The sequence below is a fragment of the Ruminococcus sp. Marseille-P6503 genome, assembly GCF_900604945.1.
Classification (GTDB): Bacteria; Bacillota; Clostridia; order Oscillospirales; family Ruminococcaceae; genus FB2012.
Genome location: NZ_UWPB01000002.1, coordinates 1066015 through 1091040, shown reverse-complemented (window position 1 = coordinate 1091040; position 25026 = coordinate 1066015). Strand labels below are relative to the sequence as shown.

Annotated in this window: 20 protein-coding genes and 5 tRNA genes; 8 read left to right on the top strand and 17 right to left on the bottom strand. The window is 43.8% G+C overall.

The genetic code is table 11. The features are described from left to right. Window positions 1–77: 77 nt before the first annotated feature. The 4 genes from cas5 to cas6 are packed head-to-tail and all read right to left on the bottom strand — an operon-like array spanning window position 78 to window position 4065. The gene (gene cas5 / locus EIH25_RS11205; protein WP_124101118.1) at window positions 78–812 is read right to left on the bottom strand and encodes a CRISPR-associated protein Cas5; all 735 of its coding nucleotides are present in this window, start codon (window positions 810–812) and stop codon (window positions 78–80) included. After that, window positions 793–1674 carry a type I-B CRISPR-associated protein Cas7/Cst2/DevR gene (cas7i, locus tag EIH25_RS11200; protein ID WP_206425709.1) on the bottom strand — a complete coding sequence of 294 codons (882 nt, stop codon included), beginning with the start codon at window positions 1672–1674 and terminating at the stop codon, window positions 793–795. Before cas7i ends, cas5 begins: the two co-directional genes overlap by 20 nt. Beyond that, window positions 1667–3328: a type I-B CRISPR-associated protein Cas8b1/Cst1 gene (cas8a1, locus tag EIH25_RS11195; protein ID WP_164489228.1), complete on the bottom strand. Its 1662-nt coding sequence runs from the start codon at window positions 3326–3328 to the stop codon at window positions 1667–1669. Before cas8a1 ends, cas7i begins: the two co-directional genes overlap by 8 nt. A gap of 14 nt (window positions 3329–3342) precedes the next feature. Continuing rightward, on the bottom strand, window positions 3343–4065 hold the full coding sequence (cas6, locus tag EIH25_RS11190; protein ID WP_124101115.1) for a CRISPR-associated endoribonuclease Cas6: 723 nt from the start codon (window positions 4063–4065) through the stop codon (window positions 3343–3345). A 432-nt stretch (window positions 4066–4497) separates the two neighbouring features. Here cas6 and EIH25_RS11185 point away from each other — a divergent pair, with 432 nt between their 5' ends. Further along, window positions 4498–4947, top strand: coding sequence for a MarR family transcriptional regulator (locus tag EIH25_RS11185; RefSeq protein ID WP_124101114.1), 450 nt, complete (start codon window positions 4498–4500; stop codon window positions 4945–4947). Beyond that, a complete protein-coding gene (gene glgB / locus EIH25_RS11180; protein ID WP_124101113.1) occupies window positions 4944–6791 on the top strand; it encodes a 1,4-alpha-glucan branching protein GlgB in 1848 nt (615 codons plus the stop codon). Before EIH25_RS11185 ends, glgB begins: the two co-directional genes overlap by 4 nt. Before the next feature lie 196 nt (window positions 6792–6987). Here glgB and EIH25_RS11175 read toward each other — a convergent pair whose 3' ends face one another. The 4 genes from EIH25_RS11175 to EIH25_RS11160 all read right to left on the bottom strand — a co-directional run bounded on the left by EIH25_RS11175 (window position 6988) and on the right by EIH25_RS11160 (window position 11964). After that, the gene (locus EIH25_RS11175; protein ID WP_124101112.1) at window positions 6988–9423 is read right to left on the bottom strand and encodes a hypothetical protein; all 2436 of its coding nucleotides are present in this window, start codon (window positions 9421–9423) and stop codon (window positions 6988–6990) included. A 12-nt stretch (window positions 9424–9435) separates the two neighbouring features. After that, window positions 9436–10272: a 23S rRNA (guanosine(2251)-2'-O)-methyltransferase RlmB gene (gene rlmB / locus EIH25_RS11170; RefSeq protein WP_124101111.1), complete on the bottom strand. Its 837-nt coding sequence runs from the start codon at window positions 10270–10272 to the stop codon at window positions 9436–9438. A gap of 217 nt (window positions 10273–10489) precedes the next feature. After that, window positions 10490–10756: a hypothetical protein gene (locus EIH25_RS11165; protein WP_124101110.1), complete on the bottom strand. Its 267-nt coding sequence runs from the start codon at window positions 10754–10756 to the stop codon at window positions 10490–10492. A gap of 524 nt (window positions 10757–11280) precedes the next feature. Further along, window positions 11281–11964 (bottom strand): DUF6062 family protein, encoded by a 684-nt coding sequence (locus EIH25_RS11160; protein ID WP_124101109.1) that lies wholly within the window; start codon window positions 11962–11964, stop codon window positions 11281–11283. Between the two features lie 119 nt (window positions 11965–12083). Between EIH25_RS11160 and EIH25_RS11155 the strand changes: the two genes are divergently transcribed. From EIH25_RS11155 to EIH25_RS11140, 4 genes are all read left to right on the top strand, one after another. After that, complete coding sequence (locus EIH25_RS11155; RefSeq protein ID WP_124101108.1) at window positions 12084–12890, top strand: DNA glycosylase; 807 nt, start codon at window positions 12084–12086, stop codon at window positions 12888–12890. Between the two features lie 340 nt (window positions 12891–13230). Continuing rightward, a complete protein-coding gene (locus EIH25_RS11150) occupies window positions 13231–14337 on the top strand; it encodes a D-alanyl-D-alanine carboxypeptidase family protein (protein WP_124101107.1) in 1107 nt (368 codons plus the stop codon). A gap of 28 nt (window positions 14338–14365) precedes the next feature. After that, window positions 14366–15196, top strand: a complete 831-nt coding sequence (locus tag EIH25_RS11145; protein ID WP_243113183.1) for an alpha/beta hydrolase — start codon at window positions 14366–14368, stop codon at window positions 15194–15196. 88 nt (window positions 15197–15284) lie between these two features. Continuing rightward, window positions 15285–16355, top strand: coding sequence for an ATPase (locus tag EIH25_RS11140; protein ID WP_124101105.1), 1071 nt, complete (start codon window positions 15285–15287; stop codon window positions 16353–16355). Window positions 16356–16520: 165 nt separating this feature from the next. On the opposite strand, the gene EIH25_RS11135 is transcribed toward EIH25_RS11140, so the two are convergent. From EIH25_RS11135 to EIH25_RS11125, 3 genes are all read right to left on the bottom strand, one after another. Next, on the bottom strand, window positions 16521–17423 hold the full coding sequence (locus EIH25_RS11135) for a sugar phosphate nucleotidyltransferase (protein ID WP_124101342.1): 903 nt from the start codon (window positions 17421–17423) through the stop codon (window positions 16521–16523). Window positions 17424–17741: 318 nt separating this feature from the next. Then, entirely contained in the window at window positions 17742–19820 is a 2079-nt protein-coding gene (locus tag EIH25_RS11130) for a DUF6583 family protein (RefSeq protein ID WP_124101104.1), read from the bottom strand. A 166-nt stretch (window positions 19821–19986) separates the two neighbouring features. After that, entirely contained in the window at window positions 19987–20823 is an 837-nt protein-coding gene (locus tag EIH25_RS11125) for a polysaccharide deacetylase family protein (protein ID WP_124101103.1), read from the bottom strand. A gap of 231 nt (window positions 20824–21054) precedes the next feature. Between EIH25_RS11125 and EIH25_RS11120 the strand changes: the two genes are divergently transcribed. Continuing rightward, window positions 21055–21345, top strand: coding sequence for a hypothetical protein (locus EIH25_RS11120; RefSeq protein ID WP_124101102.1), 291 nt, complete (start codon window positions 21055–21057; stop codon window positions 21343–21345). A gap of 152 nt (window positions 21346–21497) precedes the next feature. Here EIH25_RS11120 and EIH25_RS11115 read toward each other — a convergent pair. The 6 genes from EIH25_RS11115 to ptsP all read right to left on the bottom strand — a co-directional run bounded on the left by EIH25_RS11115 (window position 21498) and on the right by ptsP (window position 23798). Next, a tRNA-Cys gene (locus EIH25_RS11115) sits at window positions 21498–21571 on the bottom strand. A 5-nt stretch (window positions 21572–21576) separates the two neighbouring features. Next, window positions 21577–21652: transfer RNA gene (locus tag EIH25_RS11110), tRNA-Gly, on the bottom strand. An 18-nt stretch (window positions 21653–21670) separates the two neighbouring features. Continuing rightward, window positions 21671–21746: transfer RNA gene (locus EIH25_RS11105), tRNA-Phe, on the bottom strand. Window positions 21747–21811: 65 nt separating this feature from the next. After that, window positions 21812–21888, bottom strand: a tRNA-Asp gene (locus tag EIH25_RS11100). Between the two features lie 28 nt (window positions 21889–21916). Further along, window positions 21917–21992 (bottom strand) — tRNA-Val (locus tag EIH25_RS11095). 138 nt (window positions 21993–22130) lie between these two features. Then, window positions 22131–23798: a phosphoenolpyruvate--protein phosphotransferase gene (gene ptsP, locus EIH25_RS11090; protein ID WP_124101101.1), complete on the bottom strand. Its 1668-nt coding sequence runs from the start codon at window positions 23796–23798 to the stop codon at window positions 22131–22133. Window positions 23799–24159: 361 nt separating this feature from the next. Here ptsP and EIH25_RS11085 point away from each other — a divergent pair, with 361 nt between their 5' ends. After that, window positions 24160–24999, top strand: coding sequence for a site-specific integrase (locus EIH25_RS11085; RefSeq protein WP_124101100.1), 840 nt, complete (start codon window positions 24160–24162; stop codon window positions 24997–24999). The last annotated feature ends 27 nt before the right edge of the window (window positions 25000–25026 follow it).

The following is a 25026-nucleotide window of genomic DNA, read 5'->3' as shown; positions in this document are numbered from 1 at the left end:
GCTTTATGCCGACACGCTCTCTGCCTCCTTTTGTTCTTAAATAAAACAAGCCGCCGTTTTTACGGCAGCTCTGAGTTTTATGCCGGAAAAACCGGTAATATATTTCCATTTATATTGTCGGTCAGAATTTCAGCGTCCTCCGCTATAAGGTTGTTTTTAGACATATGAATACATTCTACCTTCTTGATCCAGCGGCGGAAGCCGGAAGCATTTACTTCAAATACCTTGCTGAGCCTGTATCTTGAAGCATTCCAATCCTCCAGATCGGTTCCAAGGGACTGTTTTACCTCCACCGGCACATACATATCATACTGAAGCGTGAGGTTATTGTCAAGCATAACCTCGTTCAGCTCAGTTATCTCTGCCTCGTCCACCCTCAGCAGATCCTCATGTCTGCCAAGCGATAAATAGTTTTCCGGATAAAGCAGTCCGTTTTTTATTTCCTCCAGCCTGCTTTCGTCCTCGGGTATAATATGTATCAGCAGCTCCATGTCAACAAGCAGCTGAACCTGACCAAGACCTCTGTTTATTCCCACCAGCTTGCCGCCGGACTCCACGCTGAGCTGATGACGACCTGCTTCATATTTCATATTTCCGAACTCATATTTCGTATAAGCGTCGCTTACCGAGGAATAGTATCTTCCGGCAACCGATAGCTTCATCGGAACATAATCCTTATATCCGCAGGCGCTGTGAATCATGCCTATAACGGTGGAGTAAGGAGGCAGCGGATAGCTTTCCCTGATTATAAGACTGGTGGGCATACGGTAGTTAGCGGTTTGCTGATACGCCTTAAGCCTTATTGCTTTCATTATAATACTCCTTAACCTGCCGCGACAGCCTGTCAAACATTTCGGATATTGATATTGTTTCAAGATTTTCCTTGATAGCTGCGTCGTTTTTAAACACTCCGCTTACATAGCCTGCAATAGTTCCGTCCTCTCCAATACCGTTTTTAGTGTCTATGATGGTATCCAGATTGAGCGACTGTCCACGCAGTTTCAGCCGATTCTCAAAGAAAGGAGTTTTCCTGCTGTAAAGTCCTCCTATTGCAAATACGGGAGAAAGATTTTCGCTTCTGCCCCTTATATCTCGGTAAAGATACTGTACCGCCTTTAACAGCTGGCATACCCTTTCAGCTTTCTCCTCCTGAGAAATCTCTACATCCATTTTATCATCGACGCCGACCCTGTTAAGGTCTACCGTCAGAGTATAGGCATAGAAAGATTTGTGAATCTCGCTCTGAGCAATAGAGTTATTGACTCCTTCCTTTCTTTGGGCAAGACCCATATTGGTCAGAAAGTCAAGATCGGAAGAAAACGGCTCAAGCGAAACAGCGTTGCTTAATCTTGCAGCGGCGTTTCTAGTCAAAGCATTGTTTCCTTTTAGAGTTTTCATATAGCCGAAGAGATCGATCTCAGGATAATCAGCTATAGATGTATCGGGAGCAAACTGAATAACCGTTTTATCACCAGAACCGCTCGGCTCTATAGGAGTTTTGTCCCAGCCAAGCTGACTGACGATATTATATCTGAGCGCCTGACGGGAAATATATGTATATCCGTCGCCGCCTGCTCTGCTTATTTTTTTAAGCGACGCTATATTTCCCATTGCTTCTCCGTAATTAGCGCTGTTAGCCTCTACGATTACGCTTAACGTAAGTCCTTTATTCATTTGTTTTTTCCTCCTCTGATTTTTCATTAAAGCTGTTCAGCCCGCTTACAAAAGCATAGCCGTAATCCAGAAATCTGTCTTCATATTTGATAACATTGCAGAAGTCCGCCGGCATTGATTTTCCCTCAGACTGGTACTGACGCATTAGGCAGTCAAGAAAAATCTGCTTGTTTCTTCCCTTGAGAGCATTGATAAGCCTGTATGAAAGACTCCTTATTTTGTTCTCATTCCTGTCTGGACCTATCATAGCCATTCTCAGACTTTTACCGTCTCTGAATCCGTTATCAACTAAATTTTCTGCCATATTTATATCACCCTTTCTATGAATCCTTATTTGTATCCTGCTTAACGACAGCAAATAAGAATAGCTTCTTCCGTTTATTGTCCTGACCGGCACCGGCGTCTTATTTTCATTGAAAAGATAGCTGCTGTTATCATACATCAAGCCATACATATTCTCATGATTCATTATGCGTCTTAAAGCTTCGTCAAAAAGATTTAAATACTCATTGTTTTTTTTAAAACTGCGATTAATAAGGTTCTCCAGTTCACCCTGACATTCCTTAATACCTGCCAGAACATCCTTCGATAAAATATTCCGACTGAGCGTTTCTCCTTTTCTCCGCAAAACCTGAATATTCTGAATTTCATTTTCAGCCGCTTGCTGTTCCTTTTTATCAATGAATTTTCTGATTACCGCATAATATCCTTGGTTCCCGTCAAAATCGTTCAAATTAAAGTTATTGACCGATTCAAGATCGTTTATGCTGCTGTTTTTATTAATAAAATAACCCTCGTCTTTATATGCGGAGAATCCCAGAGGAATACAGCTATAGATTATACTACAGACAGGACACAAAACCAAATCGGGCTTGAAATTCCAATAAGGACTTGTTTTTTTATTCATATCAACACCCTGATTATTGATCCAGGCCATATTAAAACTATCTTTTCCCATCAAACTACAGCCGCACTGACAGCAACTCAGTTCGACCTTACGCCTTTTCCCTTCTTTAACGGCTTTTACATAAGTCCGCAGAGGCTTTACAAAAGTATCTTCATACGCTTTGACATATTCGCTCTTATTCTGGGTCTTATGAAGAAAGCTTATTCCGCCCCAGTAATACTGTACCTGCGTATAAATAATATCCTTTATAATAAAAACGTCTTTATATTCCGACATTTTATCTATGGCGGCAATCATTTCATCTCTGAGCTTCTCCGGCTCTTTCGTCTCTTTTATTCTTGCGAGCGACGTCAGAAAATCGTAGCTCTCTCCCCTGCCGCGTATTATTTCATACGCAGATTTATAGGAAGCGCTGCTCATTTTCTTTACAACCAATTCTTTGGCGTCAGCAACAGCACTGATAAACTTGTCCTGATTTGTTTTATCGAGATTTTCAAGCCTATCCCTGAAAGCCACAAGCTTGGAAAAAGCAGCGTCTTTTCCAAGGAAATATTTCAATCCCTCCAGGTAACATTCAGCAAAATTTTCATATATACTGTCGTCGAAGCTTAAACCTGTTCCGTTCTTAGATTCGTTTCCATCGTAATCCACTATCTTGAAATCCAACTTTGAATTTTTAAGAATCCTGTGAAATCCAAGCATTCCCGCATTAAATAATGCATCGTTGAGATAAACCGTAAAATTCAATTTATCGCCTCCTATCATTTCACAATGTTAAAGTACCCAAATCCTTCAGAACGTCTTGAGCCCACCCCCGCCTGATAAAGATACCTGATCAACTCCGGACAACCTTTCATGCAGAATAAGCCCAGCGCACCGGTTACATAGGTATCTTTGAATTTCACCACCGACTTTTTGTACTCCGGCATTGCAAAATCGAAGCCTTCAAGCAGCGATCTGTCAAATCCGGCTGAATCCAGCTGGCACAAAACGATTTCCTTAAGCTTAGGCAGAAACCTTTCATCATCAGGCAGATAATATTTATCCTTATTGGTACTGCGGTCGTGATCCCGAACCGCCAAAGGCATTGCCGTCTGGCAAATCATCTCACCCGCGCGCACATCCTTTTCATGCTCCATAAAAATATTCTTCAGCGTAAGCTTATTGTTCATAGGCAGCGGAAATTCCTTGTACCTCTGGCCGTTCAGCGCATTATACAGAATTACCATATCGGAAAGATCATAAGACGAAAGATACATCTCCACAGTCATTCCGTCAAGCAGAATTTTGTCTTTGACAAAGCTGCACCTTGGAAGCTTTACAGCAAAAGAAAAGCTTTTCTGCTTACATTCGCCGTAAAACTCTTTATAAAAACTTCCGCCGCTGTACTGTTTGAGAGCGCTTTTCAAAAAGCTTATCAAACACTCCCGATAATTAACTGTAAGTACATTATCCTCAAGCTGAAAAATCAGTTTATACCTCATTCTACCTCCTCCTTTCAAATCATATATTTTGTTGTTTCCCTAAATTATCATTATCTGTTTTTCTTTGTCATTTATGATTTAAGCAAAAGCAAAAAATAATGATAATACACATCATATTTTTATTTTACTTAAAGCATAATATAAATTTATGTATATAATAGCACATTTTCTCGGCAATTACAATAAATATTTTCAAAAAACGCTGTTTTTGTATGTAGAAAAATTACAAATTAATTTGGTTAATTTGCACAATTTGTATTTTTGCGACATTTTTCGACTTGTAATACTGACAGACATTTCAAATATAAACGTATTATACAAATAAACGCCAGTTGTTTTATTCAAAAAGACAATTGAACTGAATATAATTTTATGATATAATATCTAACAGTGTTAGATATTGATTTTTAAGTGATTTAACGGTGATTTATTATGGATTACAGCAAGCTGGTGCGGCAGTTGTTTGAGGTTCTGAGCATTTCATATTACGGCAAACCTGATTTAAATTTCAGCGAGTTTTTTCAGGGCGAGCTTAAAATGCTGAATTATCTGTCGTCAAACGGTTCTGACAATATTTCTCCGTCCGACCTGTGCCGGAACTTGTATATGACCAGCGCCCGGGTTGCCGCCGCTTTAAAGTCCGCCGAAAGAAAGGGTTATGTAAAACGGCGTATTTCCGACTCTGACAGGCGCGTTGTTATCGTCAGTCTAACCGAAGAAGGACGCCGCTATGCACAGCAGAAAAAAGACGGGCTTTCAAAAAAACTCTATCGTTTGCTGGAACAGCTGGGAGAAAAGGATTCAGCCGAATTGATCAGAATAATAAGACGGCTTACGGAAATCTCCGGAAGCCGTGATACTGAAGGTGAAGATATATTATGAATATGCATGATTTTTATATGGGAAAGGTTTTTGACGCCTATAATTATTTCGGCGCGCATAAAGAAAACGGAAAAATGGTTTTCAGAACCTTTGCTCCCGCCGCTTCCAAGGCGGCAGTTATAGGAGAATTTAACGGCTGGACGGAAGAGTTTATGACAAAAAACGGAGACGTCTTTGAGCTTTGCTCCGATGAGGCGGACTATAATCAGATGTACAAATACGTTATTTATTCCTCCAATGGCGAGCGCCGGGAGCACTGCGACCCATACGGCTTCGGCATGGAGCTTCGTCCGGCCTTTGCGTCAATTACAAGGAATCTGGACGAATACAGCTTTACTGATGATAAATGGCTTGCAAGCCGCGGCAAAAACTACGACCTTCCCATGAGCATATACGAGGTTCATTTAGGCTCGTGGAAAACCGATCCTGACAACGAAAACGGCTGGTATACCTACGATAAGATCGCGGATAAGCTTATAGAATACGCTTTAGAAAATCATTTTACTCATATTGAATTTCTTCCTCTGAGCGAGCATCCCGCAGACTGCTCATGGGGATACCAGAACACAGGATTTTTCGCGCCTACCTCGCGCTACGGAACAGCGGCTCAGCTTATGGAGCTGGTGGATAAATGCCATAACGCGGGAATAGGAGTGATAATGGATTTTGTTCCTGTGCATTTCGCGCTGGACGGCTACGCCCTTGCAAAATACGACGGAACCTGTCTTTACGAATACCCCAGCAGCGACGTTTCCGTAAGCGAATGGGGGACCTGCAACTTTATTCATTCTCGTCGGGAGGTCTGCTGCTTTATCCAATCTGCGGCGGATTACTGGCTGGAAAAATATCACTTTGACGGACTCCGCATGGACGCTATAAGCAGAGCGATATACTGGCAAGGGGATCCTGCCAGAGGAGTAAACGGCAATACAGTGGATTTTCTGAAAACCATGAACAGCGGACTCAGACGCCGTCACCCCAGCGCTATGCTTATAGCCGAGGATTCCACATCTTTTCCTAAAATCACCGCTCCGACAGAATACGGCGGCTTGGGCTTCGACTATAAATGGGATTTGGGCTTTATGAACGACACGCTTGACTATTTCCGCACCCCTCCTGCGCAGCGTCCGCAATGCTATCATAAGCTTACCTTTTCAATGGCGTATTTTTATAATGAGCTGTACATTCTTCCCTTTTCACACGATGAAAACGTACACGGAAAGGCTGCCGTAATCCAGAAAATGTGGGGAGATTATGAGGACAAATTCCGGCAGGCCCGCGCTTTTTATATGTATGTTTTTACTCACCCCGGCAAGAAGCTTAATTTTATGGGCGGCGAAATCGCTCAGTTCCGCGAGTGGGACGAAGCTAGGGAGCAGGACTGGGATCTGCTGAAATATCCTCTTCATGACAGCTTCCGCAAATACATGATAAAGCTGGGCGATCTTTATACCTCCCGTCCGTCACTGTACGACGGCGAATACAATGCGGCGTCTTTCAGATGGCTTATAGCCAACGGAGAGAAGCAATGCGTGTACGCCTATGAACGTATCTGCAAAGAAGAAACGACCGTTTGCTGTTTTAATTTCTCAGACATACCGCAGAAAATCTCTCTTTGCTTTGACAATCCCTGCTCGCTCAGCGAGCTGCTGAACAGCGACTGGGATATATACAGCGGAGAAAGCAGAACTCCTGAACGAATCTCAACGCTGACAAGCAGTCAAACGAGCGGAAAATATACTGTATCGCTGAACCTTCCTCCCTTCAGCGGCAGGATATTTTCAAAAGCTTTTCAGCGGACAGACAGCGGAAGGAATCCCGCAAAAGCTCAGACCGCCAAATAAAAAACGCGCTTTTTCCGAACTAACGCTGAAAAAGTACGTCTGTAACACTAAAAATCAATATTCACTAACAAAAGCCAAAGAAGCCTGACATATCTAACAGACTTCTTTGGCTTTGTATGTTTTCAAATTATTAACACAGGCTTGCTGCCGGTAATATTATCTTACAAAGACGTTCAGGTCTTTTGGGACATACGCGCTATATTCTCTTAAAATGCTGAATTATAAGCGTCAGCAGCACAAACGCCATGTTATAGCCGATAACAAGCGACGGCGTGATCTGTGAAAACGCTCCCAGCAAAGTCATTATAAGCGCGAGAACACCGCCCAGAACAGTCGCTCCCATCTGTACGGCGACTCCAAGACTGGAAATAAATTTCAGCTTTTTAGCTCCCGTTATAAGCATTGCAAAGGACGGAAAATGTCCCGAGCAGAGAATCGAGGACGAAACCTCCGGCACATATTCCGTTTCCTTTTCAAAATCCTTGTGGAAGCGGAAAGACAGAAGCTTCATGCTGGTCGGCATAACTCCGAAAAGCTCGGAAAGGAAGTTTACGCTGATAAATCCGTCAACCGTTCTTACAACGGCGATAATTCCCTCGTTCTCAAGCTCCTGAAGCCATCTGGTGACAGAAAGGCTTGCGTTTGCCCTGACCACAAAAAGAGTAGTTACGACGCCGGACACAGACAGATAAAGCACTATATTTCCCTTTGCGTATTCGGTTTCCTTCGCCTTGGTCGGTATACCCTCTATCGAATGGTTTTCCATCAGCTCTCTTGTGCCCAGCAGCACTCTCTTGTTTTCGATCCAGCCGGAAAGTCCCAGACCGTCCTCATAAATATAGCTTTCAACGGGATAAAGCATTTCAGTCTTTCCCCTTAGCATTTTATAAAAAGTAGGCTTGAGAACGCTTCCCGCCTGACAGGCAAGACTTGCCGCCATCAGTATACAGTCCTCTATCCTTGCGGAGCTTAAAAGCTTGAGATTAACAAAATCCACCATGCCGTTAGGAAAAAGCTGCTCCGCGTCAACCAGAACGGAATTGGTGTCGGCAAATTCCTCAACCGAGGAATAGCCGAGCATTACGCCGGAATACTGCAAAAACTTTTTCTGCGCCCTGCCCATAGGAACGTTTACCACCAGCATAAGCGCCAGCGACGAGCACATTGACACTGTACCGGACATTACCGCAAGCAGATTGAAAAACTTTTCAGCGCTTCCCGACGCTCCCTTTTCAAAGATAAGCGACAACAATCCGACCGCCAATCCGGCAAGCAGTATGAACGGAGCGGTTTTCTTGGCAAACGAATCTGATATATCCGACGAATAGGAATTTTTCATAAAATCCTTTACGAATTCCGTCTTTCTCATTGCCGCAAGCTCAGGAAAATCATTGAGCGCGCCCTTTGTAAGCTTGCCGGCTACGTCCTCGTTGTCAACGCTGACAAGTGCGTAGCGCTCGTAATCTCCGGCGGCAAAACGGAAATTGCGTTCCGTTCTCTTGACTATCATAAGCTTTCCGAGCGTGTTGAACAAAAGCCCCAGAATACCCGCCGAGGTATAAACGTGATAAAAATTTTCCCTCACAACAGACGGCTCAAAAAGCGTTATGATCCCTGATACTACAGATATCAGTATGCCTACAGCCGCAATGCTGTCGCAGTCCGCGTTCCGCTTGAACAGATTTTTCAGACCGCCGGACAGAACGGTATATGAAACGGCTATGGAAATAAGCCCCATCAGAGTGTTGGTGAAAAGATACGCGGACGGGCTCATAGTTTTATCAAATACTTTTACCAGCGGCAGAGAAAAATCATTGGCAAGAGTTATCAGAAGGCTGAACACGCCGGTAAACATCAGCACGCACATACGCATTACAAGATTGTTTTTCACCTGAAGTATGTCGCTGAGAACGGCGGGAGCCTCGTCAAAGCTTTCAAATTCCCTCTGAGCCGTATTGCCGCTTCTGCTGTCGGACGCAGCTTCACTCTCATCGGTTTTAAGCCGGAAGCTGTCGATTTTTTTCTTTCTTCTCTGTGAAAGTATCGCCGATTTTTCCTCATATGTAGCGTTATCAGGAATATCCGCAGCTTTATCAAACTCCTCGGTTTTGGGAATTATCTTTCCGGTGAGCCCCATATCTATATCCCTGACGTTAGGACGGCTTACGGGAGAAACATCCTCGTTCTTCTTTACCGTTCCCCGCTCCTTTTTTAGCTTCATAAGGCTTTCAATAACCTGAGCGTTTTCCTCGCTGCGTTTCATATTGCGTTCCTTTTCCGCCCTTATCGAAGCCTCAAGCTCTTTGATATTGACTCTTTCCTGCTCGCTCTTTCTGCCGAAAAGCTTTTTCGCAGGATTTTCAAAAGACTTTACCTCTTCGTCACGGATAACCGCGTTTGCCTGAACCGCGGCATTTTTGCCCTCGGCAGCCTGACTCTCCTTCGCGGTAAAAATGCTTTCCCGCTTCTCCGTTACGCTTTCCGCCAAAGGCGCTCCGGAGGTATGCAGAATTTCGTCATTTGTTTCTTCAACTATTTCGTCAACACTGATATCGTCATTTTCATTTCCGCTTCCGGCGGATTTATTGGAATACTCAGCCACTATATCTTCCAATGAAAATTTATCAGCCAAAATCCTCACTCCTTAATCTTTAACCTGATCAGCTCTGCGCTGTCTTACAATTTCATACATAAATATTCCCGCCGCTACCGAAGCGTTAAGAGATGTAATTTTCCCCGCCATCGGAAGCTTCAGCAGAAAATCGCATTTTTCCTTTAAAAGCCTGCCCATTCCGAAGCCCTCGGAGCCTATTACAAGTCCTGCTGGACCAGTCATGCTGACTCCGCTATAATCCTCTCCTCCGCCGTCTGTACCGTATATCCATACGCCGTTTTCCTTAAGCTTGTCCACAGCGGACGCGAGATTTGCCACCCTTGCCACCGGCAGCCAGCTTGCCGCCCCGGCAGAAGTCTTAAACACGGTATGATTAAGCGAGGCGCTCCTCCTCTTGGGAATAATGATCCCATGCGCGCCGGCAGCCTCAGCCGTTCTTATAATTGCTCCCAGATTATGCGGATCCTCTATTTCATCGCATATGATAACAAAGGGATCCTCGCCCCTTTCGGCGGCAATTCTGAGAATATCCTCGATCTCTACATACTCGGCGCAGGCGCCTACGGCGATAACTCCCTGATGAGATGAGCCGGAGCACATACCGTCAAGCTTCTGCTCGTTCACCTGCTTGACAGGTATTCCCTTTTCACCCGCCATTGAGCAAATTAGCGAAATTGACCCGCCCGCCTCCGAGCTGACAAATATCAGATCAATAAGCTTGCCGGCTTTTAAAGCCTCTATAACGGGATTTCTGCCTACGATAAGACTGCCTTCCCCGTCAAACCGGCGTCCTCCGGAATATTCCGCGGTTCTGCCTTTAAAACGCCTGTCAGGCTTTCTGTCAAAGCTGTTTTCTTTTTTATTCATATAACACTGCTTTCCTGTAAGAACAAATTATATTTAACTTTCAAAAGACATTATATCAAAGTAAATTATAACACAAAAATCCTCAAAAGCCAATAGCATTTGAGGATTTTTATTTTACTTTATACATTTTGAACAAAAATTCACCTGAAACTTTGACAAAACCATTCCGCATAAAGAGAAAAAAAGTCGCCGCAAGCCGATTGCCGACGTACAGCGTCTACAGCAGCAAAGCGGCAGCAGTAATTCCGACAGCCAAACCAAGCAAGCACAGCAGCACAACAACCGCCGCGGTTTTTGTATAATTCCAGCGTTTTCTTTTAGGATATACTGACGTAAAGACGCTGCAGCAGTTCATAGCCTGACCGCGAAGAATTTCACTGGGTAAATCTGACTTTTCACCCTTTACAAATAACAGTATTTTTTCAAAGTATTCATTATTTGTGCATTTAACTTCAATGATTTGTTTATTAATACCTCTCAGCATTTTTTATCAACACTCCATTTTACATATTTTTGGATTACAAAGCTATTATTGACACAAAAATTAAGTTTAAACCACAAGTTTTCAAATATTTGTTGAAAACTCTGTTGAAAACATAAATTCAGCCTTAAAAAGTGTTGATAAACCTGTTGAAAACGTTGAAAACTACGGCTTTTTATGGACTTGTCTTAATGTTGAAAAGCTTTGCAGTCTGAAAAACCGTACAAATCCGCAGCCGAATTTCTATTTTATGGAATAAAATTCAGTTACAAATGCAGACAAAATATTAACAAAGTAAAACGCAGTATTTTTCGCTTCCAGCTAATCTGAATTTTACGGCGGTTCACCGCTTTTATTAATTTGTTTTTACGAAACTTACGAAAATCAATTTAAGCTGTACAAAAAAACAGTCTTAAAATCGTTTAAGTATGCAATAGTCTCACGTTTTCAAAAGCTGTACATAAAAATGTACTTTTATTCGCGGCAGGCGAATAAACTGAAGCGTTACCTTTGTAACCGAAACGTAATTATCTGGAGGTAAGAAATTTTATCGACCTCTCTATGGAATCCTTTGAATTTCCCCAGTCGGCGTCCTTGCCGGTATTCCTGTAGTCGTACATCTTACAATAGTGCGACACGTCCTTTTCAAGGAGGTCAAGATATTTCTTTGTCAGCGCCGCGCAGTCGTCCGTAAACTGCTTCTGCCACCGCTTTTCCACATTTTCCGCCGCCATTCCGACCAGAAGATCGTAATGGGGCAGGCAAAGCATTTCCTGCTCCTGAAACAATGTGCGAAAATCCTTTTCCTTGGAATACATTTCAAAAAAAGTTACCATAAGCCTTGACATACCCCACTCTATCTTGGAGCACACAAAGCATTCGTTGTTTACAGCGGATACCTTCTTCTGCTTCGCGGTCTTACCCTCAAATATGCTTTTACGGTTAAAAATATGCTTTTGGATATCCTGAAGATGAGACTGCAGCATAAGCGCCAGCGACAGTCTGTTCTTGCAGGCGCGCATCTGTTCAAAGTGGGTTTTACAAAAGCCTAAACGGTTTGTTTCCATTCTCACATCGGGCTCCATCATCGCCGCGCCCATAATATACTCTACAGTACGCTGCTCCAGCATATCCCGCATACGGCATATGGGACAGCCGCACTTAGGCTCAAATATTTCGCTTACCGGAATGGTCAGAATACTTTCTCTCATGCTAATCCTCCGAACATTAAATTTATTGTACCGCTTTTTATGCGGAATCATATTGAAAAACGCCGTTATTCATAGTATAATAAATTTACAAGCATTTTTCAAGAGGTGGTTTGAAATTTATGGACTATAAAATCGACGGAAACGACATTCTGCTTGAACAGAAGGATTTTGATCTGGACGAAACCCTGGACTGCGGACAGGCGTTCCGATGGAAGAAAATCGGAACGGACTGCTACAGCGGATATTTTCTCAACACTCCTCTTATTATAAGCTGCGAGGACAGAGACAAGAATCTTTTTAGGCTGAAGAACACGTCGGAACAGAACTTTCTGGATAAATGGTACAATTATTTGGACTTATCTACAGATTACGGCGAACTTAAAAAGCGCTTTTCCGAAGACGAAACCATGTCCAAAGCCTGCTCATACGCCGGGGGAATACGGATACTCCGTCAGGATAAATGGGAGGCGCTTTCATCGTTTATAATATCACAGAACAACAATATTCCGAGAATAAAAGGAATTATAAACAGGCTCTGCGAGCATTACAGCGGATATCCCTCAGCTGAAATGATGAAGGACGAAACTCCTGAGAGTCTGGCTTTTCTGCGTTCGGGCTTCAGAGCGAAATATCTTGTCGACGCCGTTTCAAAAATCAACTCCGGAGAGCTTAACCTTGACGCGGTTTCCTCAATGCCGATAGACGAAGCGAGAGCGGCGCTTATGACGATAAAAGGCGTCGGCCCTAAGGTGGCGCAGTGCGCTCTGCTTTTCGGTATGTACCGCGTTGAGGCGTTTCCCGTCGACGTATGGGTAAAACGCGTCATGGAGCGCTGGTATCCCGAGGGTCTGCCGGATTGTGTAAAGGGATATGAAGGAATAGCCCAGCAATATCTTTTCCACTACATAAGAAACCTTGAAGAGTAAAGCCTGCGCTAAAAATCGCTTCAGCGCCTAACGCGGCAGATTTCATTTATTATTCAGCAGAAATCTTGAACTTTTCCGGCATTTTGTTTTGCGCCGGCTTCGTAACGGCTTTTTTCTTGCGCTTCCGATATTTTATATTCAGACAAACAACTCAATATATTGTGCCGCACTGCTTTTCGATAACGTTTTATATTCTGGATTTTGTGTAAAACGTAAAATAAGCGGCAATTTATTTGTGCAAAAAGTTGAATTACGGAAAAGCTTAAAAATTATTGTTCACAGCCGGAAAAAAATATGTTATAATAATCTTGTATGATATTCGGAAGGAAGGTTGAATATTATGGGCAGTAAAACTTCGGTAAAGCATTATAAATATAAAAATATTGCCGCCGCTATGGCAATATTGCTGATCGGTATTCTTGCGCTTTCCTCATCGTGCAGCTCCGGATCTGCGGACAATTCCAAAAACAAGCCCGCCGCTTCCGTAAGCTCTGTTGTGAAAAACGACGCTTCGTCATCAAAGCAAACATCGTCTGAGGTGTTCAAAGCTCCCGAACTGACCAAAAATTATAAATATGTTAGCGTTAAAAACAGCGAATCCTTAGGCAGCGGAAATCTTATCCTGCTTAATTCCACTTATAAGTACGAAGGCGGAGCTCCGGCTGATCTTGACGGCGTTTACGGTTATCTTTTCGATGGGACCGGAGCGCAGATAGGCTCTACCAGCAGCACTCAGGTCATGGGCAGGAAAGAAATGCTGAGAGCCTTTAACTCGCTTCTGTGCGGTTTTTACGACGAAACAGGTCTTAAGACCTTAATGGTGAACGATATGTATATAGGCTCTGATTCCGGCGAAGAAAGCAGCGGCGCAGACGAAAGCTCCGTTCAGACAGAAAAGCCCTGCTATGAGCACGATTCAGGGCTTGCCGTAGATCTTCAGCTGTATCTTGCAGAAGAAGGGACGTATCCCGCCTTTGACGGAACGGGCAGGTATTCCTGGGTAATTGAAAACTGCTGGAAATACGGGTTCGTGCAGAGATACACTCAGGATAAGGCGTCCGTTACAAGAGTCGAGCAGCTGGCTAATCATTTCAGGTATGTAGGTATTCCCCACGCCGAGATCATGCACCTTAACGGTCTTTGCCTTGAGGAATATATTGATTTCGTTAAACAGTACACCTTTGAAAAACCGTACAGCTTTGAAAGCTCGGAAGGAAGCTGCTACGCAATATACTACACTGAGATGAGCAGCGAAAAAAACACTAACTGTCCGATACCACTTGATGAAAACGACGGGGAATACGAATATGAAATATCGGGAGATAATATGAGCGGATATGTCATATGCGTAAAGCTTGTATCTGCTGAAGACGACGGCGGACAGAGCGATGACAGCTCATCAGCTGATAATTCCTCCGCCGACGATTCCGGCAGCCGGACCGAGTAAATTTTCTAAGGAGTGCAATATTTTGAATATGGAAACTATTGAGATCAAGGTTGATTATTCCGCGGCGGGACTGAGCGACGAGGGCTGTGCGCCGACGCTTGACTGCTATACGAATACATATAACGACGAAATGGGAAAAAGAAAGCGTCGGGCGGTTCTCATATGCCCCGGCGGCGGTTACGACTACTGCTCAGAACGCGAAGCCGAGCCTGTTGCCTTAAGATTTCTGGGCGCCGGCATCAACTCTTTCGTATTGAGGTATTCCTGCGTAAAAAAGAAATTTCCCACGGCAGCGCTGGAATGTGCCGCGGCTATAAGGCATATACGCGCCAACGCGGATAAATATGATATTGATCCCGATAAAATAGTCGTCGCCGGCTTTTCTGCGGGAGGACATCTTGCGGGAACGCTTGCCAACTTCTGGGACAGCGAGCTGCTTACAAAGCCTCTTGGCTGCAGCAAGGAGGATATTAAGGTAAACGGCTCTATGCTTTGCTATCCTGTGCTCACAAGCGACCCCAAGTACACTCATGAGGGTTCGATTGTAAATCTTCTGGGCGAGGAAGGATCGGATAAACTCAGAGAGCTTGTTTCTCTTGAAAACAGAGTCCACAGCGGCACGCCGCCTACCTTCCTGTGGCACTGCTCTGACGACGGCTGCGTTCCGGTAGAAAACTCGCTGTTTTATATGTCGGCTCTTTCGAGAAATCATATACCGTTTGAAAGCCATATTTACGAGTACGGCGGTCATGGTCTTGCGCTCTGCGACGCAACAACCGCTACCTGGGAAGGGCATTATCAGCCCGTCGCGGCGGAATGGGCTAAGCTGGCAATTGACTGGATACTGAGATTAAAGTAGGCTGAAACGGCATTTTGGAAAATTTTCTTAACAGAAACCAAGCTTCTGACATAATATAAATCATCAGATTATTTTTGGAGGGATTTATATGTCAGAAGTTTATTTTTTAGGTGCGATGACTTCCAACGGATTTTCCACTGAATTCGGAAAAGTCATCGAGGACAGCGATATGTTTACCTACATTCTAAAAGGCGGCGCCGGAACCGGAAAATCATCGCTTATGAAAAAAGCGGCAAACTATTTTGAAAAAACCGAGCACGTTGAAAGATATTACTGTTCCTCTGATCCCAACTCGCTGGACGCAGTAGTTCTAGGCAGCTCCAAGGTTGCGATTGTAGACGGAACCTCGCCTCACGTTTTCGATCCTCTGGTTCCCGGAGTATCTCAGAAAATAATCAATCTGGGAGATTACTGGAACGAAGAAATGCTTAAAGAAAACGGCAAAATGATTTCTGAAGTAACTGCCGCAAACAAATCAATGCTTGCAAGAGCCAAACGTTTCACCAACGCTGTTTCAAACATTTACTCCGATACATATCAGATAGGCTCTGATTGTATAATATCCGACAAGCTGGACTCGTTCATTGAACGCTTCAAGAAAAAAATACTCGGCAAAAAAGGAAGCGGAACCGGACTGAAAAAGTTCCGTCAGCTTACGGCTCTTACCGAATACGGATTTTACACCTTTACCGAAACGCTTGACGACTATTTTGATATTTACTATATGTCCGACGATTATTTTGCAGTTTCAAACTACCTTATTTCCGTTCTTGCCGACGAGGCGGCGGTAAGAGGCTACGACGTTACTATCTGTCCTAATCAGATGTTCAATAATACGGCTTATGAGCATATGCTTATTCCGGAGCTTGGCGTCGCCCTTGTAAGCGGCAGCTCGGTTACCGAGTATAACGCTGAATCCGGAAAGCCTCTGAATCTTACGCGATTCTATGACAAAAAGCTGATTTCGCAGCGCAAGATAAGGCTTAAAATGAACAAGGCGGCCTGCAAGGACCTGACGGACGAAGCGGTAAGAACTATAAAAACCGCGAAGGAAATACATGACGAGATAGAAAGATACTATATCTCCTCCATGGACTTTGACAAAATCAATTCCGTTACGGAAAATATCATCAGGGAAATAGAAAGCGAAAACAGCTGAAACCGTACGGCAGGCGGAATAACACAAGCGGAAAATAAAGCTGCCTCTGCCGAAAAGCGGTTTGAATAAAAAATACATCGGATCATATCGAAAGATCCGATGTATTTTTATGTAAAGCGTAAACGGCGGCAGATACGCGCCTTTCGCGTTTAAAATGTTCTTAGTTTACCACAGCTTTTCCGGATATACTTTTTCAGAAACGAGCTTCCTTATGGATTCACAGACTGCCCGCTTGTCCTCGGCGTACGTTACTCCAAACCACCTGTCGCAGCTTTCAAGCAGTCTGCAGCTTGCCTTTTTATTTTTCAGCAGCTTGTCAATAACCATTGGCAGCAGAAATTCAGCCTTCGGGTCATCGCCGTATTTATCAAGGAACCTGATAAATTCCGACTCCAGCACGTCAATAAACTCCGGCGGACAGCCCCACATATTCATGGAAACATAGCTGTTCTCGTCTATCTCCCGGCAGTTGTCCTTTCCTGCAATGACCTTTCCGTTTTCGCGTCTTATATTATAGGTCTCCTTTATCTCCTCAAGACAGCCGTCCTTGCCAACCCTGCATATCCCCCTTGTGACTGATCCGTTGTCGCTTAGGGTATTTTTAAGAATAAAGCCTGCCATGCTGAGTTCAAGAATATCGGAATCGCTGCAATGGATAAGATAGTCATGAAGCTTTGCAAAAGCCTCTTTCCCGTAATAATCGTCTGCATTAATAACGGCAAACGGCTCGTTCACCACACCCTTGCAGCATAAAACCGCGTGTCCCGTTCCCCAGGGCTTTACTCTACGCTTATTCCTGAATCTTTCCGGAACGTCTGAAGTTTCCTGAAAAACATACTGAACGTTTACAAATTCAGCGATCCTGTCGCCTATCATTTTACAGAAAGCCTCTTCAATATCCTTTCTGATAATAAATACTACCTTGTTGAAGCCGGATTTGACCGCGTCGTATACCGAATAATCCATGATTATTTCATTGTTAGGACCTACAGGCTCAAGCTGTTTTATGCCCCCGCCGAAACGGCTTCCCAAACCCGCCGCCATAATAACCAAAGTACAGTCTTTCATTAAAATATCCATGCCCGCATATGCGGACATATCCTCCTTTCCGTTATGTTCACAGCCCAGCTTCTGAGCTGAAAAACCAGTAGTATGTCAGTCGGCATTTCAGTAAAGCAAAAATAAGCTCTCAAATAAAACCGATTTTCTCAATATCTATATAATCAAGCGCTATCAAAGCATTGATTCAATTTCATAAAATTTATATTTTTATTATTGCATATCCCTTTTCGTTTGTCAATATTTCATTAAGCTTTATGCAACAAAAATACCGTCCAATATTCTTGGACGGTATTTCAAACTTACTGAAATCTCTGTCTGACTAAATCAGTAATTGTGATATACGGTATCGTCATAATAAGAAATATAGCTTATTACGCCTTCTTCTATGCAAAAGACAAAATAAATATCGTCCGAACCAAGCACAACGTTCGTATAATCGGTATCTTTCACCTTTAATCCGTCATAAGTCTTTTCAAGGTCTGAAACGGCATCTCCGGCAGTTATCCCGTCTATAGAGAGCCAGTTTCCCTGATAATCGGCAATGCTCGTTATATCGGCGTCCTTAACATCAATTTCAGTATCTCCGGTATTATATACATTTACAGAAAGACTGTAGTCCTCCGAATCAAACCAGTAACCGTCGCTTGCCTCAATAGTTTTTATGTCAGCAACAACGTCAGACTGTACTTCGGAGAACTTTGCAGGCAGGCTGAAAGCCTTGCCGTTCAGCTTTATATCACATTTGCTGAGATCATAGTCATAATCGTAATAAAGCTCACCGTAATCATTAGCCGAATAATCATCTTCATTATCGGAATCTATTTCGTAATCATAATAATCGTTATAGTCATAATCGTCATATACGGTACCGTCAGAGCCTAAGATCTCATTATAAAGCTCATCTCCCAAAGCCTCTTTGATACCAGCCAAAAACTCGTCGGTCTTGCAGGTAGCAGCATAAGACTCAAGTCCCGCTTCGTCAAGAGAGAATATATTATCAGAAGGAACGGTTATATCTGAAGCGTCGGTTTCCTGTCCGGTTACCGTCATGGTAAAATAGTTTTTTCCGCCTTCTTCAACATTCAGAGTAAGATCAAGCTTATCGGCAGTGCTGTTTGAAATCAGCTCAATGCTGGGTGAATATGAAACCCCAGCTTCATCATCATACCCCTTACCGTCAATGAGAAATGCTTCCTCAGAGTAAGATAATTCGCATTTTATTGAACCGGAAAACAGCTCTCCCTGAGCCTGAATATCCGTCATTGTCAGCGACATTCCCATTTCTTCGCTGCCGCTAACGTTAAGATCAAACTTTCCGTTTACCTTTCCGTCCTGCTCCTTTGCGGCGCCCTTAAGCGTAAAGCCTTCGCCGTCAGCCGTAAAATTCATGTCAACAGCATAAACCTCGTCTGTCTCGATCGAGATCATTTTTACATCAAGCTCATCATCAACTGAGGTGGCAAATCCTACGGCATTATCGCCGTCAAAATAAACGTCAACCGAAAGCAGAACCTCATCCATATCCACAGATTCCATTGAAGGAGCGATACTTCCTACGGCAGCATCGTAATCAGACTCGCTTACCCCCATTTTAACAAACAGGTTCTTCAGGAATTCGTCGCTCTTGGCCTTTTCGGTCATATCAACTACCATATCGTATACGACCTGACCGGTGATCTCATAGGTCTTTACGCTGTAATCATAGGCATTACCGTTGATATCGCCTGAAACGCTGCCGTTTTCCTTGCCCTCAGGACAATTTTCCTCAATGAGCTTGCAGTATTCCTCCAGATCGGCGGTCAAAGCCTCATAATCTACCTCGTCCAGAACATCAAGCAAAGAAGCAGAGGCAGAGCCTACAGACATTGCGGTCAGAGAGCCGGTTGCAGATTCAAGAGTATAATCGTCCATTGAAATTCCGCTTTCCGCCATCAGGTCGTCGATATCGTCAGCAGAAGCGCTGAGATAAGAATCGCTCAGCTCCGGACATTTTATGTAAACCGTCTGAGTTTCATTGTCGATAACCGTATTAAGCGACATAAGATTCTTGGAATCATACTTGAACGACATATCGGCAGCGGTTTTCTTTCCCTTCTGCTTCGTAGCCGTGCTTATACCTATCGGCTTGATCTCATAGCCGATATCATTGGTAATGCCCTCTCCGAATTTAAGCTCGGCGTCGGCGGCATACGAAAAATCAAGCTCGCCCTTCAAAGCCTTGCCCGCGATATCAATAGTTTCCCCGATATTGTCAGATACTCTTGAAATTCCGTTTTCTCCTGATTTCTCATTATTTTTCCCCTTATCGCCGCTTCTGTCAAAATAATAAAGCACGCCGGAGCCTACCACAGCAACCGCCAGAACACCGGAAAGCACAGGGGTTAAAAAAGATTTTTTCAGCATAGTGTCTCCTCCTTTAAAAAATACGATAATTGTCATAACTTAATAAATTGAATATAACACATTATTAACAAAATGTCAAGACGTCATATATTACAAATCAGAAACAAAATAAGTGCGGAAAACTGTTTATTTCCGCACTTTACAACATTTAAACCTTTAAAATGGTTCAGCCGAACTCATACCCTTTTTCCCTGACCGCGTCGATAAAATCGGGAAGCACTTCCGTATTGGTTGACGATACAGAGTGAAGCAGGTAGATCGCACCGTCGTGAACCGCTTCTGTCAGCTTGCCGAAGGCCTCCTCCTCAGAGGGCTGATTGTCAACGTCCCAGTCGGCATAGGCATAGCTCCAAAGCACCGTTTCATAGCCGCAGTCCTGAGTAACGGCAAGCGAAAGCTCGGAAAACTCTCCCATTGGAGGTCGGAATTCTGTCATCTCATAGCCGAACTCGTCTTTAATATACTTATGCAGCCCCTCGATCTCCTCGCGGCATTCTTCAGCGCTGAGCGACGGCATGGAATAGTGGCTTACCGAATGATTTCCCACAGTATGCCCCTCGTCAATCATACGTCTGATAAGCTCAGGATTTCTCTCGGCATAATCCTGAAGCACAAAAAACGTTGCCTTAACGTTTTTCTCCTTTAGGGTGTCAAGTATTTTCGAGGTATACCCGTTTTCATAGCCCTGGTCGAAGGTAAGATAAATCTTTCCCTTGTCCTCGGTAATCGCTTTGGCGTTGTATTTTCCGTAAGCGCTGTTAAAATCAAGCGCTCCTGTGGGACGGTTTGATTCGTCAAGCAGTACGCCCTGACCGTAGCCGTGCTTTTCGGTAGACAGCGATGAAAAATCCACAGCGCCTGCCTGCGCTCCCATGATTATCGGTTCAACAAGCGCCTCGGATGTTGCTTCAGGCACAGATTTGCTGTTCTCTATATTTTCTGACTTACCGCAGGAGGTTAAAGCTGCAGCGGCAGCCAGAGCAAGCAACAATACTTTTTTCATTTTCAAGCTCCTTTTCAAAAGATTTTAAATTAGTATTCCACTTGAATTCAAGACCTTGCAAAAAAAATATATGTAATTTCTGCATATCCGCTTTTCCAGATAAACAACAGAAATACGCTTGATAAAAAAATGATTCCATGATATAATAATTAAAAAGCACAATCATCTTTATTTGACAGGTCTGATGGATCTGTCAAAGCAGAATACAGCGGCTGAAACGGAGGAAATGAAATGCTTCACGGTTATCTTGACCTGCCGACCTTTACTTTTTTTGATTTTAAAAACATATGGACCGGCAGCGTTTTTCAGGAGTTTAACTATAGGATAATGTACAGGGAAAATAACGGCGCAGACGAGCTGTACGGAGTCGTCTGGCTCGGGAGAAAGTGCTATGATCTTATCAAGCCGGAAGAATACATATGCGAATTTCATGAGGAATACTCCGCCGAAGGGCTTGATTCGCTTATTCTCAAAATAAATGAAAAAGCGGAGGAATACCGAAAAAACGGCGGAAGGCTGTAAAACCGCGATCAGTAAAAAACAGAAGGTCTGTTTTACGTCGGATAAAACAGACCTTCTGTTCGTTATTTATATAAAACCGCTTTGCTCTTCAAGGCGCAAAAATATCCGCCGTCACTGCTGTGACAGCGGATACCGCTTTGTCCTGAACGGACTGGAGGCGCCACCCGGATTTGAACCGGGGATCAAGGTGTTGCAGACCTACGCCTTACCACTTGGCTATAGCGCCGTATATGGAGCGGATTACGAGGCTCGAACTCGCTACCTCCACCTTGGCAAGGTGGCGCTCTACCAGATGAGCTAAATCCGCGCATTTTTATAATTCCGATGGTGCCTCCGGACGGAATCGAACCATCGACACGGGGATTTTCAGTCCCCTGCTCTACCTACTGAGCTACAGAGGCAAATACATAAAGCACTCAGCAGCAAGGCTTTAATATAGTATATGCAGCAGTTACAAAAAAATGAATGGCGACCTGAATGGGGCTCGAACCCACGACCTCTAGCGTGACAGGCTAGCGTTCTAACCAACTGAACTACCAGGCCATTAAAGCGAATGAAAATCATTCGCTTTTGGTGGGAACAACAGGGCTCGAACCTGTGACCCTCTGCTTGTAAGGCAGATGCTCTCCCAGCTGAGCTATGCTCCCGAATTAATATCGCCTCATCAAGCGACGATATTAATTATACACTATCCTGTTGAGTTTGTCAATAGGTTTTATAAAAATTTTTATGATTTTATCTCATTCTGCGGTTATTTGCAGCACACAGCCAGCTCAACGGCTTATTTAATCTTCACAGCCGTATTTTCTCAGAATCTCCTCTCTTCCGCTTATGTCAAGCTTTCTGATTTTGTCTCTCAGCGGCAGGATCAACGACGGCGCAGCTGAAATTTCATCTATTCCAATAGCAAGAAAGACCTCGGTAAACGACATATCTCCGCCGAATTCTCCGCATATCCCGACCCACCTGCCATATCTGTGGGCGTTATCACAGGTAATTTTCATAAGCCTCAGCAAGGCGGTATGGTGATCAGGTCCATAGCTTTCCAGACGCAGATTATGTCTGTCCATAGCCAAAGTATACTGTTCTAGATCGTTGGTGCCTATGCTGAAAAAATCCGCCTCCTGAGCAAGCCGGTCGCTCATGATCGCCGCCGCGGGAGTTTCTATCATTACTCCAAGCTCAATATCGTTGCTGTAAGACTGATTTCTGGAATCAAGCTGACGTTTTGTTTCCTCTATCAAAGCCTTCGTGCGCCGTATTTCCTCGGCGTCGGTTATCATCGGCAGCATTATCGACAGCCTGCCGTATGCCGACGCTCTCAGAAGCGCTCTCAGCTGAGTTTTAAACATTTCGGGGCGTTCAAGACAAAGTCTTATGGACCTCAGTCCAAGCGCAGGATTCTGCTCCTTTTCAAGTCCGAAATAGCTTATGTTTTTATCTGCTCCGATATCCATTGTACGGATTATGACCCTTTTTCCGTCCATCTGTTCCAGCACTCTTCTGTAATTATAGAACTGATACTCCTCGTCAGGAAAATCATCGTTTTCCAGATACAGAAACTCGCTTCTGAACAGACCTATTCCTCCGGCGTCGTTTTCTATTACGCTGTCTATATCCGAAAGTCCGCCTATATTCGCAAACAGCTTTACCTCCGTTCCGTCGAGAGTGATATTCCTTTTTCCCTTCAGGCACTTCAGAAGCTCTTTCTTTTCAGCCTCATCGACCCGCTTCTTCTCAAGTTCCCCGCGCGTCCGGGAATCAGGCTCTATGTAAAGTATTCCGCTGTATCCGTCTACCACCGCCTCGCACCCGTTATAGCTTTCAAGCAAGCCGTTCCCTATTCCGATTATTGCCGGAATATTCATAGTCCTCGCCAGAATAGCCGTATGCGAATTTGAAGAACCGTAACAGGTGCAGAACGCCGCCACCTTGGATTTATCCAATCTCACTGTTTCAGAAGGAACAAGGTCGTCCGCGCAGATTATAGCTTTATCGCAGACGTTGAAGCCGCTTTCCGATTTATTCTGAATATGTCTTATCAGCCTGTCGCAGACATCCTTCAGATCGGCGGAACGCTCCTTAATATAGTCCGAATCCATTTCGCTGAACACCTGTGAAAAATCCCTTGCCGTCTTTGCGACCGCGTAATCGGCGTTATAATGCTCCTGCATGATAAGCTCTCTGACAGCTTTATTGAAATCTATATCGTTAATCAGCATCTGCTGTATCAGAAAAATCCCCGCGTCGTTTTTTCCCACGTCTCCGACCGCCGTATTATAAAGCTCCTTAAGCTGAGAAAGCGCGCACGATTTTGCATATTCATATCTCTGAAGCTCTATGTCGGGATTATCAATTTTTCTTTTCTCGACTACGCTTTCAGCTCTGGAGTAAAAAACGATTTTTCCGCTTACTATCCCGCCTAAAACCGATTTTCCCTTTAGTTTGATCATGCTCCGTTCACTCCTCTAAGCCGACCATGACAATTTATATATCCAATGTGAAACCTGCGCCTTGCGGCCTGTTCACAGGATATTATATGCACTGTTTGACAACAGTTTCCTCTTTCAACTCTTTAAATAACAACTTCAAGCTTATATTCTATATATATTATACCATTTTAATAAAACAATTCAAGAGATTTTTGTACAGTTTACACATTTTTAAAAAAACAAAAAAAAACTTTGTTCAAAAACATATTAAATATATTTTTACTGAATCCGTTGAAATTGTCGCAAAACGATAATTATTATTGAAATTTATTATGTTATGTGATATTCTACTATATGCACAAAAAACGAAAGGAGCTTATTAATGAATATAACGGAATATTCGCAGACATGGTTAAAGGAATACAAGGAAGGAATAGTAAGATCCTCCACGCTTGTAAACTACAGATATGCGATCGGCTATGCTGATATGGCGCTTCACGATACAGCTATAGAAGAAGCGGATATTACAGTGATAAAGGACGCTTTTGTAACGCTTAAAAATCTTGGGTATTCAAAAAATACGATCAAAATTGTCAAACGGGTGCTTTCTCAGGTTTTTGAACAGGCGGTTCAGGACAATATTATAGCTTACAATCCGGTTGCAAAGGCAGATATTCCCCATGACGCTCATGAACGCCGCATAGCTTCCTACAGCGAAAGCGAGCAGAGCTCTCTGATAAACGCCGCGCTGAAAGACAAGCAGGGCGACGCGGTTCTTTTCCTGCTTTTCACCGGACTGCGCCGCTGCGAGCTGCTTAATTTAAAATGGTCAGACTACAATGTAAAGGATCATCTCATATACATCCGCAGCTCAAAAACGGAAAACGGAATCCGCGAGGTGTTTCTTTCTCATCAGGCTGAACGGCTTATCAACACCCAGCCCCGAATGGAGCACGGCTATATTTTTTCCACCTCCAAAGGACGTCCGATCTCCGCGGGAAGTCTGAAAAAAACCTATATGCGTCTGCGGCGTGTTACCGGAAACAAAAAGATAACTCTTCACCGCTGCCGTCACACCTTCTGCTCAAAGCTCAGCGACAAGGGAGTAAGCCCCAAAATAATCGCAGAGCTAGCCGGACATTCAAATGTCAGCTTTACAATGCAAAGGTATGTTCACCCGTCGCGCGAGCAGAAAATGAAAGCGGTAAGCCTGCTGGACTGAATGGGCAAAATATCCTGTCAGATTGAT